Annotated in this window: 15 protein-coding genes; 6 read left to right on the plus strand and 9 right to left on the minus strand. The window is 63.5% G+C overall.

Annotated features, from left to right (window positions below):
- Positions 1 to 18: 18 nt before the first annotated feature.
- On the minus strand, positions 19 to 1,797 hold the full coding sequence (locus K1X15_RS11595) for a flagellar hook protein FlgE (RefSeq protein WP_220303758.1): 1,779 nt from the start codon (positions 1,795 to 1,797) through the stop codon (positions 19 to 21).
- 245 nt (positions 1,798 to 2,042) lie between these two features.
- Here K1X15_RS11595 and K1X15_RS11600 point away from each other — a divergent pair, with 245 nt between their 5' ends.
- The 4 genes from K1X15_RS11600 to K1X15_RS11615 all read left to right on the plus strand — a co-directional run bounded on the left by K1X15_RS11600 (position 2,043) and on the right by K1X15_RS11615 (position 6,478).
- Positions 2,043 to 2,909, plus strand: coding sequence for an ATPase (locus K1X15_RS11600; protein ID WP_220303759.1), 867 nt, complete (start codon positions 2,043 to 2,045; stop codon positions 2,907 to 2,909).
- Between the two features lie 72 nt (positions 2,910 to 2,981).
- Positions 2,982 to 3,893 carry a homoserine O-succinyltransferase gene (locus K1X15_RS11605; protein WP_220303760.1) on the plus strand — a complete coding sequence of 304 codons (912 nt, stop codon included), beginning with the start codon at positions 2,982 to 2,984 and terminating at the stop codon, positions 3,891 to 3,893.
- A 114-nt stretch (positions 3,894 to 4,007) separates the two neighbouring features.
- Positions 4,008 to 5,459 (plus strand): YcjX family GTP-binding protein, encoded by a 1,452-nt coding sequence (locus K1X15_RS11610; protein WP_220303761.1) that lies wholly within the window; start codon positions 4,008 to 4,010, stop codon positions 5,457 to 5,459.
- On the plus strand, positions 5,456 to 6,478 hold the full coding sequence (locus tag K1X15_RS11615; RefSeq protein ID WP_220303762.1) for a YcjF family protein: 1,023 nt from the start codon (positions 5,456 to 5,458) through the stop codon (positions 6,476 to 6,478). Before K1X15_RS11610 ends, K1X15_RS11615 begins: the two co-directional genes overlap by 4 nt.
- Positions 6,479 to 6,484: 6 nt before the next feature.
- On the opposite strand, the gene K1X15_RS11620 is transcribed toward K1X15_RS11615, so the two are convergent.
- The 7 genes from K1X15_RS11620 to cysG all read right to left on the minus strand — a co-directional run bounded on the left by K1X15_RS11620 (position 6,485) and on the right by cysG (position 13,505).
- A complete protein-coding gene (locus tag K1X15_RS11620) occupies positions 6,485 to 7,180 on the minus strand; it encodes an EAL domain-containing protein (protein ID WP_476700507.1) in 696 nt (231 codons plus the stop codon).
- A 149-nt stretch (positions 7,181 to 7,329) separates the two neighbouring features.
- Complete coding sequence (locus K1X15_RS11625; RefSeq protein ID WP_220303764.1) at positions 7,330 to 7,650, minus strand: 2Fe-2S iron-sulfur cluster-binding protein; 321 nt, start codon at positions 7,648 to 7,650, stop codon at positions 7,330 to 7,332.
- A 78-nt stretch (positions 7,651 to 7,728) separates the two neighbouring features.
- Positions 7,729 to 8,754 (minus strand): NAD(P)/FAD-dependent oxidoreductase, encoded by a 1,026-nt coding sequence (locus K1X15_RS11630; RefSeq protein ID WP_220303765.1) that lies wholly within the window; start codon positions 8,752 to 8,754, stop codon positions 7,729 to 7,731.
- 145 nt (positions 8,755 to 8,899) lie between these two features.
- The gene (locus K1X15_RS11635) at positions 8,900 to 10,174 is read right to left on the minus strand and encodes a phosphoadenylyl-sulfate reductase (RefSeq protein WP_220303766.1); all 1,275 of its coding nucleotides are present in this window, start codon (positions 10,172 to 10,174) and stop codon (positions 8,900 to 8,902) included.
- Positions 10,161 to 11,819, minus strand: a complete 1,659-nt coding sequence (locus tag K1X15_RS11640; RefSeq protein ID WP_220303767.1) for a nitrite/sulfite reductase — start codon at positions 11,817 to 11,819, stop codon at positions 10,161 to 10,163. The genes K1X15_RS11635 and K1X15_RS11640 overlap by 14 nt, the downstream gene beginning before the upstream one ends.
- A complete protein-coding gene (locus K1X15_RS11645) occupies positions 11,806 to 12,129 on the minus strand; it encodes a DUF2849 domain-containing protein (RefSeq protein WP_220303768.1) in 324 nt (107 codons plus the stop codon). The genes K1X15_RS11640 and K1X15_RS11645 overlap by 14 nt, the downstream gene beginning before the upstream one ends.
- Before the next feature lie 2 nt (positions 12,130 to 12,131).
- Positions 12,132 to 13,505 (minus strand): siroheme synthase CysG, encoded by a 1,374-nt coding sequence (gene cysG / locus K1X15_RS11650; RefSeq protein ID WP_220303769.1) that lies wholly within the window; start codon positions 13,503 to 13,505, stop codon positions 12,132 to 12,134.
- Between the two features lie 228 nt (positions 13,506 to 13,733).
- Here cysG and K1X15_RS11655 point away from each other — a divergent pair, with 228 nt between their 5' ends.
- Positions 13,734 to 14,186 (plus strand): hypothetical protein, encoded by a 453-nt coding sequence (locus K1X15_RS11655; protein ID WP_220303770.1) that lies wholly within the window; start codon positions 13,734 to 13,736, stop codon positions 14,184 to 14,186.
- Here K1X15_RS11655 and K1X15_RS11660 read toward each other — a convergent pair whose 3' ends face one another.
- Positions 14,187 to 14,507, minus strand: coding sequence for a 2Fe-2S iron-sulfur cluster-binding protein (locus K1X15_RS11660; protein ID WP_220303771.1), 321 nt, complete (start codon positions 14,505 to 14,507; stop codon positions 14,187 to 14,189). It lies immediately after the preceding gene.
- A 157-nt stretch (positions 14,508 to 14,664) separates the two neighbouring features.
- Here K1X15_RS11660 and K1X15_RS11665 point away from each other — a divergent pair, with 157 nt between their 5' ends.
- Positions 14,665 to 15,540: a YHYH protein gene (locus tag K1X15_RS11665; protein ID WP_220303772.1), complete on the plus strand. Its 876-nt coding sequence runs from the start codon at positions 14,665 to 14,667 to the stop codon at positions 15,538 to 15,540.

A 15,540-nucleotide genomic window follows, 5' to 3' on the forward strand; every position in this document is an offset into this window, starting at 1 on the left:
CATTACTCAGCGTCCGCCTCAGCGGATCATGTTCAGCGCTTCCTGCAGCATCTCATCCGCGGTCGAGACGATGCGGGTGCCGGCCGAATAGGCCTGCTGGGTGATGATCAGCTTGGTGAACTCGTCGGAAATGTCGGTATTGGACGCTTCAAGCGCGCCACCGATAATGCCCGAGCCCGAGAGGTCGAAGATCGGCTCGCCCGATTCTGAGGTCGCCTCGTAGACGCCGCCATCGAGACGCTTGAGCGAGTTGATGCCGTTGAACTGCGCGGTCACCACCTGCGCCATTTCGATGCGCTCACCGTTTGAATAGGTCGCGACGACGCGACCGGAGTCGGTAATGGCGACAGAGAGGAATTCACCCGCCCCATAGCCGTTCTGGTTGAGGGTCGAGACCGTCACCGTGCCGTTGACGTCGGCGAACTGCGAGACGCCATTGGTATCATGCGCCAGCACCACATCGCCGATCAGCACGCCATTGACGCGCAGATCATCAATGGTGGCCTGGGGTACGCTGGTCGAGAGCGAACCATTGCTGCCGAACTCATAATCCTGTCCGATATTGGTCCAGGCCGGCGAACCGCCCACTGCAGCACTGTCGGAGAGGTAGAACAGGTTCCAGCGGTCGGTCCCGCCCGAGGCAGCGCTATCGACCTTGGCCCAGCGCAGCTGCACGTTCACCGGCGCGCCATTGCTGGCATAGACGGTGATGGCGCCGCCAGAGATGGAATTGGCGACGAAGTCGTCGGCATCGTCGGCCGAAACGGTATTGACCGTTGCCAGCGTCGGGTCCGAGGAGGTCTGCGGATCGGTGAGGCCCAGGGCCGTCTCGAGGGCTGCACTGACGCCGGAAATCGAGAAGCTGGAGTGGTAATCGGTGCCCAGCGTCACGTTGAACTGGTTCGAGCCGTTGAGCGACACTGTTGCCGAGGCGGCCGCGCCACCGCCGAAGTCACGCAATTCGGACTGCATGTCATCGAGCACGTTCTGGACTGTCCGCGGCGCGACCAGGTCAATCGCCACGCCACCCGTCGGCACGGGTGAAGAACCGCTGTCGTAGAACTTGAAGTCCACGGCAACGCCATTGACCGTCATGGTCATGGTATCGCCATCGGCAAAGACCGTGGTCGCAAGGTTGGCCCCGGCGCCGGCCCCCAGGTTCACCGTGCCGTTGGTCGCCGCAGTGGTCGAGCCGGCCGCGAAGTTCTCGGACCCGAGGAGCTCGCTGTTATAGACGGTGGACTTGTAGTTGGCCGTCTTGGGCAATTGCGGCAGGTTGGACTGATAATTGATCGTCGTGGTCTGGTTGGCCGGCAGGAAGGCGTTGGACAGCTCGATCACCTCGGGCACCGAGCCCGAGATATTGCCCGTGGCCGGATCGATCGGCAGGCCCTTGAGATAGTAGCCGGCGCCGTTGACCAGCAGACCATCCTTGTCGATCTCGAAGTCACCGCGACGGGTGAAGTAGTTCGACCCGGCAAAGACTGAATTGCCGTCCGACTGACCGACCTTGGGCTCCACCACGAAGAAGCCATTGGCATTGAGCGCGATATAGGTTTCGTTCGAGCTCGTCTGGATATCGCCCTGGATATTGTTGGTGGCGCGCGATTGCGCCAGCACCGCACCCGGGACCTGCGACTTCAGCGGCGCGTCCGGAATGAGGTCCATGAAGCTCGTTTCCATCCGCTTGTAGCCGGTGGTCTGCGAGTTCGCGATATTGCCCGAAATGTTTTCCAGCGCATGCGATTGTGCCCGCAGGCCAGTCACCGCGCTGGAAAGAGCCCCATAGATACCCATCTGTAACTCCGTAATCCCCGATGCGCCGCTGGGCGCGTTCAGCACATCAGATGCAAACCTGATGCCAATCGCCAGAACCGTTGATTTTCCTGATGTTTTTCCGCAGAGCTCCGCTGAATGCGGCGACAAGGCGGCAATTGAGTCCGGGCATGGGGCAGATTTTGCCGGTCGCTTGAGATCGCGGCAGGCTTGCTTTAAACGCAACACGGGCAAGGGACGCTTCGGTCCCCCGCGGAGCGTCTGTTATGCTGTTTTCCAGCGTCGATGAATTTGTGAAGGCCCCGCGCCGCGCCGTGACCGTCTTCGGCATGGCCGGCGTTGGCAAGACGCGGCTGAGCAACATGCTGCGCGCCAATCACTGGTTCCACTATTCGGCCGACTATCGCATCGGCACGCGCTATATGGGCGAGTTCATCGTCGACAATTTCAAGCGCGAAGCCATGAAGGTGCCCTTCCTGGCGCAGCTTCTGCGCACGGACTCGATCTATATCTCGTCCAACATCACCTTCGACAATCTCGACCCGCTCTCGACCTATCTGGGCACCCCGGGCGACCCCAATCGTGGCGGACTCCCCCTGGCGGAATACCAGCGCCGGCAGGAGCAGCATCGCGTTGCCGAGGTGGCAGCGCTTTGCGACGTGCCCTATTTCATCGAGCGCGCCAAGGCACTCTATGGCTACGACGATTTCATCGCCGACACTGGCGGCTCGCTGATCGAGGTCGTTGATCCGGCAGATCCCGAGGATCCGGTGATCCGGACCCTCGCGGCCAGCACGGCGCTGATCTATATTCGCGGCACCGAAAAGGATGCCACCGAACTGGTGAAGCGCTTCAAGAAGTCGCCCAAGCCGATGTATTATCAGCCCGATTTCCTCGTCGAGAAATGGACGGAGTACAAGCTGATGAATGGCATTCTCGACGATAACGATGTCGACCCGGCCGGTTTCGGCGCCTGGGGCTTCGAAGCGCTGCTGCACGACCGCCTGCCCCGCTACCAGGCGCTGGCCGACAATTTCGGCTATGTCGTGGAAGCCTCCGACCTGGCCACCGTGCGGGACGGCGACGAGTTCGTCGATCTGGTCGCCTCCGCCATCGAGAAGCGAATGCGCTAGCGCGCGGCGTCTCAGTGACGCCTGCGCGCCGGCTTGAATCGCTTTCTCGTATTTCCCAGCTAAGAGGCTGCCATGCCTATTCGAATTCCAGACAACCTGCCCGCCCGACGAACGCTCGAAGACGAGGGCGTCAACGTCATGGATTCCAGCCGTGCTGCGCGGCAGGACATCCGTCCGCTCGAATTCGGGCTCCTCAATCTGATGCCGAACAAGGAACGCACCGAGACCCAGTTCGCGCGGCTCATCGGCGCCACCCCGCTGCAGATCAATCTGAGCCTGGTCCGGGTCACCGAGCACCAGTCCAAGAACACGCCCGAGGATTACCTCAACACCTTCTACCAGACCTGGGAGGAAGTGAAGGAGCGCAAGTTCGACGGCTTCATCGTCACCGGTGCGCCCATCGCCAACCTGCCCTTCGAGGAGGTCCGCTACTGGCCCGAAATGCTCGAGATCATGGAATGGACGCGCACCAACGTGCATCACACCATGTTCATCTGCTGGGGCGCGCAGGCGGCCCTGCACCATTTCCACGGTGCGCGCCGCTACCGCATGGACAAGAAGGCCTTTGGCGTTTTCCGACACCGGATCGTCAACCCGCGCTCGCCCTTCCTGCGCGGCCTGTCCGACAGTCCCATGATCCCGGTCTCGCGCTATAACGACATCGATCGTGAAAGCCTCGGCGACCGGCTCGAAATCCTGATCGACAACGAGGAGATCGGGCTGTGCATGCTGGGCGACCGCAATGAACGCGCCGTCTATTTCCTGAACCACCTGGAATATGACAACCGCTCATTGGCCGACGAGTATGAGCGGGACATCAAGGCCGGTCTCGATACGCCGCCGCCCCAGAACCTGTTCCCCAACGGCGACACCAGCGCCGTGCCGGAGAACCGCTGGCGCAGCCATGCGCACCTGTTGTTCCAGAACTGGATCAACGAGATCTACCAGACGACGCCGTTCGAACTGGACAAGATCGGGCAATAAAGCCACCCCCCTCGGCGAGACCCGAGGGGGACCGGCACTCCCGATTGGGACGCGGCTGCCTCTTTGCAAACCGCACCCCGCTCCCTACCTTGCAGGGACACTTGGGGACGAACCTTGCCGCAGCCGCCGACCACCCTCACCGACGAACTGGGCATCGCCCTCTCCAACCTCGCCGACAGCGCCACCGGCGTATTGACGCCGACGCTGCGCCTCGGCGTCACCGGCCTCAGCCGCGCCGGCAAGACCATTTTCATCACCGCACTGGTCCACAACCTTCTCACCCAGGGCCGCCTGCCCGGCTTCGCCCCGCTGGCCGACGGCCGCTTCATCGGCGCCCGGCTGGCCGAATATCCCGATGCCACCATCCCGCGCTTTGCCTATGAGCAGCATCTGGCGACCTTGACCGGCACTCCACCGGCCTGGCCCGAGGGCACGCGACGCATCTCGCAACTGCGCCTGGTCCTCAAGTTCCAGTCGGCCAAGTGGTGGGCCGGCATGACCGGGCCGGCCACGCTCAACCTCGACATAGTCGACTATCCCGGCGAATGGCTGCTCGACCTGCCTTTGCTCGGCCTTTCCTTTGCCGAATGGAGCGCCGAGGCGCTGGACCGCGCCCGCCTGCCCGGCCATGCGACTGAGGCTGCCGATTTTCTCAGGACCCTCGAGGGCGTCGATGTGTCCGGGGACGCCAGCGATGTCGATGCCGAGCGCCTGGCATCCACCTTCACCACCTATCTGCGCCGCAGCCGCGAGCATGGGGCGCTCTCGACGCTGCCGCCCGGTCGGTTTCTCCTGCCCGGCGACCTCGAAGGCTCGCCCGCGCTCACCTTCGCGCCACTGCCTCGCCCGGCCGGCGCTACCCGCAATGGCAGCCTCTACGCCATGCTCGAAGGCCGGTTCGAGGCATATAAGGCGCAGGTGGTGCGCCCGTTCTTCCGCGACCATTTCGCCCGGCTCGACCGGCAGGTGGTGCTCGTCGACACGCTGCGCGCCCTCAATGCTGGTCCCGAAGCCGTCAACGACCTTGAGACGGCGCTGACCGCTGTGCTGGCCTGCTTCCGCCAGGGCGAGGCCAATCCCCTGCTGCGGCCCTTCTCGCGCCGCATCGACCGCATCCTGTTCGCCGCCACCAAAGCCGACCATGTGCATCACACCAGCCACGATCGCCTGCAGGCCATTCTCAACCGCCTCGTGGCCAATGCCAGCAAGCGGGCGCGCTTTGCCGGGGCCGCCACCCGGTCCCTCGCGATTGCGGGCATTCGCGCCACCAGCGAAGGCACCATTCGCGAGCATGGCGAGACCCTGCCCACCCTTGTCGGAACACCTGTCGAGGGCCAGACGCTGGACGGGGCGATCTATGACGGCAGGACCGAAATCGCCCTGTTTCCCGGGGACTTGCCGGAACGCCCTGATTCACTGTTCGAGGGTGGAGAGCCCGTATCCCTGAATTTTCTGCGCTTCACCCCACCGCAGAAACTGGACCGCAATGCTGCCGGCGATCCGGTGCTGCCCCATATCCGGCTCGACCAGGCCATGGACTTTCTCATCGGAGACTGGATGGCATGAAACGCCCCGTTGCCCGAACCATGGACAGTGCCGACCGCCCGACAGATATGGTGCGCGCCCCTCGCGCCTTCACCCCAGATCGCGCCGAGATCGTCGAGGCCGCTTTCGCGCCCGAGGCCGAGCCAGTGGAGCCGGCGCCGCCGCCACGCCGCATGAGCTGGTTCGGCCGTTTGGCCTGGACCACGGGCGGCATTCTGGTCTCCACTGCATTGGGCCTGGCCGCCGACCGGCTGATCCGCGACCTCTTTGCGACCAATGAATGGCTGGGTTGGCTGGGCCTGGGCGTGCTTGGTCTTTTCGTGCTGGCCGTCATTGCCATCGTCACCCGAGAGATACTTGCCCTGCGTCGCCTGCGCGTTCTGGACGCCCTCCGGCACGAAGCTGCACGCGCAACCCTGGACAATGACCGCAAGGCCGCCGGCACTGTCGCGGACCATCTCCTCGGCATCTATGCCGACCGCCCCGACCTCGCTCGCGCCCGCACCACGCTGACCGAACACCTGCCCAACCTGTTCGACGGCACCGAGGTCATCGCCCTGGCCGAGCGCAGCCTTATGGCGCCTCTGGATGCACGCGCCAAGGCGCTGACGGCCGCTTCCGCGCGCCGCGTGGCCCTGGTGACGGCAGTGTCGCCCCGGGCCCTGGTGGACATTGCCTTCGTCATCTATGAGAGCGTCAGGCTGGCCGGGGCCATAGCTGCGCTCTATGGCGCCCGCCCGGGCTTTTTCGGCTTCTGGCGGCTTGCGGGGGCCGTGCTGGCCCATCTGGCCGTCACCGGCGGCCTGGTGCTGACCGATGGCGTGGTCGAACAACTGGTGGGCCAGGGTCTTGCAGCGAAGCTCTCCGCCCGACTCGGTGAGGGCGTGGTCAACGGCCTGATGACCGTGCGCGTCGGCATCGCCGCCATGCGCGTGGTCCGCCCCCTGCCCTTCGAGACGCTGCCGCAGCCCATGGTGCGCGACTTCATCGGGGAACTCACCCGCGTTGTCGGAGACGCTGGAAAATCCGGCACTAACTGAGCCGCCTTAGGCCGCCAGTTTCAGATCGGCCTCAAAAGTCTCGACCTGCGGCTTGGCGAAATAGAAGCCCTGGAACAGCGTGATGCCCGCGGCCCTGAGGGCAACCAGCTCCGCCTCGGTCTCTACCCCTTCGGCCAGCACGGCGATGTCGAGCTGGCGGCAAATGCCCACAATGCCGGCGATGATCGCCTGCCGGGCGGCCGAACTGTCGACACCGCGAAGCAGGTCCATGTCGATCTTGATGAGGTCGGGCTGGAATTTCGCCAACAGGCCCAGGCCCGCATAGCCGGCGCCGAAATCGTCCAGTGCTGTCATGAAGCCCATGCGCCGGTACTCGGCAACGATATTGGCAACATGCGCCGTGTCGCCCATGCGTTCGTTCTCGGTGAACTCGAACATCAACCGCCTGGGGTCGAACTGCACACGCGCCGCCGCGGCCAGTGTCGCCCGGATGCAGGCCTTCGGCTCATAGACAGCGTTGGGCATGAAATTGATCGAGAGCCGTGCTCTTGACGTCGCCGGCAGGTGTTCCCCGGCCAGTTCAATGGCCTTGACCCGGCAGGCCTGGTCGAACACGTAGCGATTGGCCTCGGTCACCGCGGACAGCACCGCACCGGCGCCTTGGCCGTCCACACCGCGCACCAGGGCTTCATAGCCCCAGATCTCGCCCGCGGCCAGATCGACTATTGGGTGGAATGCCATCGTGAACGGCACCGGAAAGTCTTCGCCATTCTGGCAGCCTTGGCACGTCACGCCCATGAAATCCGACCTATGCTCGAAACTGGAAGAAGCAAATTCCGCCAGCCTGCGGCAAACGTCTTAAGGCATTGCCAATGCGGCAAGGATCGTGATCAGTCCTTGGCGGCGCTCGGCGCCAGGGTCAGCTTCAGCCCGTCCAGGGCGTCGGAGCACAGGATCTGGCAGGAGAGGCGGGAATTGGACTTCACGTCACCCACGCTATCCAGCATGTCCTCTTCCTCGTCGCTGGGGGCGCCGACGGCGTCGAGCCAGTCAGTATCCACATAGACGTGGCAGGTGGCGCAGGAACAGGCGCCGCCGCATTCGGCCTTGATATTGAGGCCCCAGTCGCGAATAACCTCCATGACGCGCCAGCCCTCGAGCCCTTCGAGCTCGTGCACTTCGCCTGCCTGGTCGGTAACAGTGATCTTCATGGGGCGCTCCTCAACAGCGGGGCGTCCATACCCCTCAAAAGACCCCGCCGCAAGAGCGGGGCCGCTTGGCAATTCGGCTTAAGCCACGCCCAGCTTCTTCTGCAGCTTGGTGGAGCTGGTGGTGTACTGGAACACCACGCGCTCACCCGGCGAAATCACGGCCTTGGCCGCCTGCGCCATCAATGCCGCCTCGTGGAAGCCCGAGAGGATCAGCTTGAGCTTGCCCGGATAGTGGTTGATGTCGCCAATGGCGAAGATGCCCGGCACCGAGGTTTCGAATTTTTCGGTGTCGACGACAATGGTGTTGTCGTTGAGCTCGAGCCCCCAGTCCGCCACCGGACCCAGCTTCATGGTCAGGCCGAAGAACGGCAGGAGCCGCGTCGCCGGGATCGAGAGATCACCCGCTTCGGTCGTCAGGTGCACATGGTTGATCTGGCCGTCTTCACCGTCCAGCTTGGCGATCTGGCCGAGCTGGAAGTTGATCTTCCCGTCGGCGACCAGCTCCTTCATCTTGTTGACCGAGGCCGGTGCCGCCTTGAAGGCATCGCGACGATGCACAAGGGTCAGGGTGCGGACGATGGGCGCCAGGTTCAGCGTCCAGTCCAGGGCGGAGTCGCCGCCGCCGACAATGACGACGTCCTGGTCGCGGAAGTCTTCCATCCTGCGCACGGCATAGAACACCGACTTGTTCTCGTATTGCTCGATGCCTTCCACCGGCGGACGCTTGGGCTGGAACGAACCACCGCCGGCCGCGATCACCACGACCTTGGTGAAGAAGGTCTCATCCGCATCCGTCTGCAGCTTGAAAGAGCCGTCTTCCAGCTTCTCGATGGAATTGACCATGCGCGAGAAGTGGAACTCCGGCGAGAACGGCGCGATCTGCGCCATCAGATTGTCGGTCAGCTGTTGGCCGGTGACCACCGGAAAGCCGGGAATGTCGTAGATCGGCTTTTCCGGATAGAGCTCGGCGCACTGCCCGCCGGCGCGGTCCAGAATGTCGATGAAATGGCATTTGATATCGAGCAGCCCGAGTTCGAAGGCCGCGAACAGCCCGCAGGGGCCCGCGCCAATAACGACGACATCGGTGGTGATCTCAGTGCTCATGTCTCAAAGTCCATTCGAACCCGAGGTCCCTTGACCCCGGAATTGGTCCCATCGGGGCACGGCCCCGCTCTTGATCATGGGAACCGCCGCTGTCACCAGCGGCCCCGGCTTTCGCCATAAAGACGACTAATACGCTCCAGTTATATCAGGAGACGCGACGAAGGAAGGGGCGTGTGCCCAGCGGCACTTCAGTGCGGCCTACCGGCTGGTAGAACAGCGCCATTTCCGGCAGGCGATTGTCGATCAGGGCTTCGCGGGTGGGTGCATGCGTGACCACCAGCGCGTTAAAGCCACAGCGGCGCATATGCGGGATCTGGTCCTGCAGCACATCGCCAACGGCCCGGATTTCGCCCGCATAGTTCAGGCGCTCCACCAGAAGACGCGCGGTCGAATAGCCGCGCCCGTCGGAAAAGGCCGGGAAGGCTACGGCGATCGAGGCGAAGCGGCTGACATCTTCGGCCACGTCCTCGATCCGGTCGCCGGGCAGCACCAGCAGCCCCAGCGGATGCGGATTGGCGAGATACGCCTCGCGATGCGCGATGAATTCGGGCAGCGGCACATGGGTGTAGCGCGCCTCGGACGGGTCCGTACCTTCCGTCCAGCTCTTGAACGGATCGGCAATGAAGGCGCCGTCTTTCCACAGCGTATGGCGGGCGGCGGCACTCATCGGCGAGGCAATGGCTCCATTGAAGTCATAGTGGATGCCGCATTCCTTCTTGTTCAGGCCGCGCCACCGTCCAGCGCGCGGATCCTCGCCCTCGGCGACAGCCGAGGTGCAGGGCGCGCAGCCAATGGACTTGAAGCCTTTGGCATAGAGCGGATGCTCGGGCAAGCTGTGCGCCTGCCGATATTCGATCACGTCGGCATCGGTGAAATGCGCCAGCGGGTTGACCTTGATGCGATCATCGCTGGTCAATTCGAAATGCGGCAGCACCCCGCGCTCGGCCGTCTGGTAGCGCTTGCGGCCAGTGACCCACCCGCCATATTGCTCGGTGATGGGCTCGAGCGGCTCGGTCTTGCGGATATGGCAGCACGAATCCGGATCGCTTTCCCACAGGTCGCCATTGGGATCGAACCGCTTCACATCCTCCGAATTGGGATGGATCGCGTGCACATTGATCAGGCCCAGCGTCTTCTTGAGGGTTTCGACATAGGCCAGCGTTTCCGGGAAATGCTTGCCGGTCTCGAGGAAATAGACCGGCAGCGACGGATCGACTTGCGCCACCATGTGCAGCAGCACGGCCGAGTCTGCCCCGAAGGACGAGACAATGGCCAGATCCCCCGGCAACACTTCATTGATGGCGTAGCGCAGCACGCCCACGGCGTCCATTTCGTCGAACATGCCGTTGAGCGCCAGGATTCCAAGCGCCTTGAGCTTGTCATGCGCGGCCTGCGCCGGTGCCAGGTTAGACTGTGCCATAAAGGGCCTCCTTGAACGGCGCTTCGCCCAGCCGGCGATAGGCGTCGAGGAAAGGTTCATCCGCACTGGTGCGGTTGGCGATATAGAAGTCGACGAGTTTCTCGATGGCCCCGGGCACTTGCTCGGCTTCGAAGCCCGGGCCGATGATCTTGCCCACCGACGCGCCCTCCGTGGCATCGCCGCCCAGCGTGATCTGATAGAGCTCGCCGCCCTTCTTCTCGACGCCGAGAATGCCGATATGGCCCACATGGTGATGCCCGCAGGCATTGATGCAGCCGGAAATCTTGATCTTGAGATCGCCGATATCCTTCTGCCGCTCGGGCGACGCGAAGGTCTTGGAGATTTCCTGCGCAATCGGGATCGAGCGGGCATTGGCCAGGGCACAGAAGTCCAGGCCCGGGCAGCAGATCATGTCGGTGATCAGGTTGTTATTGCCCTCAGCCAGACCGTTGGCCACCAGCACGTCATAGACCGCGCGGAGATCGGATACCGCCACATGGGGCAGCACCAGGTTCTGCTCATGGGTGACGCGCAGCTCGTCATAGGAGTATTTCTCGGCCAGGTCCGCGACCACGTCGATTTGCGTGTCCGTCGCATCGCCCGGCGCACCACCGACAGGCTTGAGGGAAACCGTCACCGAGGCATAGCCCGGCTGCTTGTGCGGATGCAGATTATTGTCGAGCCAGCGGCCATAGGCCGGGTCGATGATCGACTGATAGGCCACGTCCACGGTCTCGCCCGCGCGGTCGGCAAAGGCCGGCGGCGCAAAATAGGCAGTGATCCGGTCAAGCTCTTCCTGCGGCAGGGTGAGGACACCACCACGCACTTCGGCAAACTCGGCCTCGACCTGGCCCTTGATGCTCTCCAGACCCTCTTCATGCACGAGGATCTTGATGCGCGCCTTGTACTTGTTGTCCCGGCGGCCATAGCGGTTGTAAACGCGCATGATGCTCTCGAGATAGGCGAGCAGGTGCTCATTGGGCACGAAGCTGTTGATCAGCTTGGCGACCATGGGCGTGCGCCCCAGCCCGCCGCCAACCCAGACTTCCCAGCCGATCTCGCCGGCGCCGTTCACTGCCGCCTGCAACCCGATATCGTGGAAGCGGATCGCCGCCCGGTCATTGGGTGACCCGGTCATGGCGATCTTGAACTTGCGCGGCAGATACGAGAACTCCGGATGCAGGCTCGACCACTGGCGGATGATCTCGGCCAGCGGACGCGGATCGATGATCTCATCGGCAGCCGCACCGGCAAACTGGTCCGTCGTCACATTGCGAATACAATTGCCCGAAGTCTGGATGGCGTGCATTTCCACGCTCGCCAGCTCTTCCAGGATCACCGGAATGTCCTTGAGCTTGGGCCAGTTGAACTGGATGTTCTGCCGCGTGGTGAAGTGCCCATAGCCGCGGTCATAGGTCCGCGCGATATGTCCCAGCTTGCGCATCTGCCGCGAGCTCAGCGTGCCATAAGGCACGGCGATGCGCAGCATATAGGCGTGAAGCTGCAGGTAGAGACCGTTCATCAGCCGCAAGGGCCGGAACTGATCCTCGGAAAGCTCGCCCGAAAGGCGGCGCTTCACCTGGTCTGCAAACTGTGCCGTACGACCCGCTACGAAAGCGGCGTCGAATTCGTCATATCGATACATGCCCGTCTTCACCTAAGTGCTGGCGATCAAACGCCTGCCCGTTGAGAGAGAGGGGAGCGGTGGGGCCCGCCGCCCTGATGCGTTCGCGCAGGCGCTTCGGCACGATGCGGCCCTCCACCTGCTCAACTTCTTCGATTTCGAGGCTGATGATCCGGCCCGAGGCCTTGGTGGCCGCCAGCGCGCCGTCCTGCTCGGCCTTGTCCTCCTTGGAGAACAGCCGCGCCGCCTGCAGGTCCTCGACCCAGTTGCCCGCTCCGTCGAGATAGACGGTGGCGCCCGAGATCAGCTCATTGCCCGTCAGAATTTCCATGGTCACGCTACCTTGAAACTGTTCGTTGCCGCCGCTGCGGCCGCCTCGGCCCAGTCGCCCTCGGCCACCGCCTTGCCAACCAGGATGACGGCCGGGCCATCGACGAAATCGACAGCACCATTGGCGAGCCCGCCCAGCGTCCCGGCATAGGCTGTGCTGTCCGACCGCCCGGCATTGACCACGATACCGACCGGCAGATCCGGTGCCGCGCCATGCGCCAACAGCCGGCCGGCCACGTCGGCCGAAATCGCCTTGCCCATATAGAGCGCCAGGGTCAGGCCCGATTGCGAGAGAGCGGCCCAATGGGCCAGATCGCTGTCTTCGGCGCCATGCGCCGTGGCGACCACGAAGCCGCTCGACACCTTGCGCAGCGTCACCGGCGTCGCCGTATCGGCAGCCGCCGCCAATGCCGCGCTGACGCCCGGCACGATCTCATAGGCAAGCCCGGCCTTGCGCAGGGCCGCAATTTCCTCGCCCGCGCGCCCGAAGATCATCGGGTCGCCGGACTTGAGCCGCGCGACCTTCTTGCCCTCACCGGCCAGCCGCACGATCAGCGTATTGATCTGCGCCTGCGAGAAGGAGTGGTGTCCGCGCGTCTTGCCGACGCAAATCTGCTCCGCATCGCGCCGGCCCATCTCGACCACGGCGGCGGGCACGAGCTGGTCATGCACGATGACATCGGCCTGCTGCAGCAGCCGCTGCGCACGCAGGGTCAGGAGGTCTTCGGCGCCGGGGCCGGCCCCGATCAGCCAGACCACGCCCTGCCCCGCGCCATTGGCCACATGGGCGTCCAGCAGCTTTTCGGCACTGGCAGCATCCATGCCCGGACGGGTCACCAGGTCTTCGTAATAGCGGCGACGGGCAGCACCATCATGAATCAGGCTCTCAACCTTGTGGCGCAAACCACCCGCAAGACTCGCGATTTTGCCAATCCCGGGCGACAGCAGCGCCTCGATCTGCGCCCGCACCAGCCGCGCCAGCACCGGCGCATCGCCCTCGGTGGAGATCGCCACCGTCAGCGGCGCGCGCTCGACAATCGAGGGCGTGTAGAAATCGCATTCACCCGGCACGTCGACGACATTGAGCGGGATGCCCAGGCGCCGCGCTTCCGACTTGGCCAGCTCTGCGTCTTCACCCTCTTCGGCCACGAAAACAAGAGCCGCGCCGGCTACATCATCAGCGCGAATGGCGCGCTCGAACACAGTCGCCGGAAAGGCTGAAAAGTCAGCTTCGATGTGGGGGGAATAAATCTCTATCGAAGCAGTCGTCTTAGAGACCAATCGGACCTTGTTCAGGGCTTCGTCGGTGCCGCCGACGATGATGATGCGCTTGCCCCTGACCTTGAAGCTCAACGGAAATGTGTTGAGAAGTCCCATAGTCGTCCTGTTCGAGAGAATGCCGGAAAATAATCCAAACCCGCCCGGCCCGACAATGCCTTGAAAATCAATAGCTTTTATATTTCCCTTCGGGGTCCGCGCTTGGAAATCCCAAGGCGCTCCCGGCCCCGCTGCCGCCAAATGAATCTTCGCCGGCGCCACCGATAGAATTATTTGCCCGGAGTGGCGTAATCTCCGCCGGCTTCATATCCCGAGGGGACCGCTCTCATGCCACCTCTGCCCATGCGCAGCCTCGCAATGGTTCTCGCCGTCCTTGGCATGGCCATTGGCCCGTCCAGCGCCATGGCGCCGATGCTGCGACCTGCGGCCAGTAGCGCAGTGCCCCCAGGTCAGGCCGCCCCCTTTGTCGGCGCCTGGTCCATGACCCTTCCCACGCGGGAGGCCAGCGAGGGCGACGCCATCTTGGTCACCTGCGCCGCGCCGATCCATATCGAGCAGGCCAATCCGACGCACATCTTCTATCTGGGCCCGGACCAGGCAGAAGCTGATGCGGCCATCTCATTGATCCCATCCGGCGACAGCACGAATTGGGAGCCCATCGCCGGCGGTCCGAGCTACGTATCCATCTGGGTCACGCCCGACAGCTTCTATCTCTACGATGCCGTCAGCGAGGGCGAGCCCGACTGGGCCCTGCCCTATATCTACAATCGCTGTCTCTGATCAGCCCTGGCGGCTGGGCACGCGTACCACCAGCCCGTCCAGCGCGTCGCGCACCTTGATCTGGCAGGAGAGCCGGCTGTTCTCGCGCACGTCGAAGGCGAAATCGAGCATGTCCTCTTCCATCGTCGAAGGGCCGCCGACCACCTCGCGCCAGTCCTCGTCCACATAGACGTGGCAGGTCGCGCAGGTGCAGGCCCCGCCGCATTCGGCAACGATCCCCGGCACCGCGTTCATGATCGCGGTCTCCATCACGGTCGAACCATTTTCCGCTTCGGTTTCAATGCGTTCGCCGTCATTGGTGATATAGGTGATCTTGGTCATGGTCGTCCTTGCTGCACCGTCCCGGATATAGCGGCAGCCGCCCGGCCTCGCAAGGGAGGCCCGCCTTTCCGATTTGTCACGCAGATGTCTGCAAATTAAGTCGCGGGCGGCGCAATCGACCTGCACTGTGGATGGCAAAACGGTGAGGAGAAGCACAATGTTCACATCCACACGGACCATACAGCGCGTTCGACCGGCCATCGCGACGCTCGTCTTCGCTCTTGGGACAGCCAATGGCAGCGCCCACGACCTGCCCCTTGGCGATGGCAGGATTTCAACCTCACCCAGACAAGGCTATGTCTATTCCTGCCAGACCCGTTTCCCCGCCAACGGCGTCGGCGCCCAGGCCAGCGGTGCCTGGCTCGACGAAGCCTCGGGCACCTGGGACCCCGACCTCAAGCCAATCGTGGACGGGTCGGTGAAATGGCCCAGCGAGATCACACTGTCGGTAGAAGGAACCCAGCGCATTGTCCGCGGCAACGGCTTGCCCGATCATGCCACCGGGACATTTCCCGTCAGCCGCTCTGACGACGCCTATCGATATGACCGCAATCCCAACAGCATCACTGCACAGAGTGTTCTTCTGCGCCTGGATGTCACGCCGAGCCTGGCCAACACGCCAAGCTGCGTCCCAATGGGCATGATCGGTTTTGCACTCTCCGGCGCGGCCATCTACAACGCGCTGGACGCTAAGGGCGATGACGCGCCGGCCCATGAGATTCAGGATGGTTGCAATGGCCACCCCGAGCGGCAGGGCGAATATCACTACCACAACTACTCGGACTGTTTCGTAGATGCGCGCTCAGGCCCGGATGGGCACAGCGACCTCATCGGCCATGCACTCGATGGCTTCGGTCTCTATGGCAAGTATGAGAGCACCGGCGACGAGCTCTCCACCGACGACCTCGACGCATGCCACGGCCATACGGGCCCTATCGAATGGGACGGCAAGGTGGTGGAAATGTACCACTACCATTTCACCGAGGACTATCCCTATACGCTCGGCTGCTTTGCCGGCCGCGTAACCCAATAA

The organism is Devosia salina (assembly GCF_019504385.1).
Taxonomy (GTDB): Bacteria; Pseudomonadota; Alphaproteobacteria; order Rhizobiales; family Devosiaceae; genus Devosia; species Devosia salina.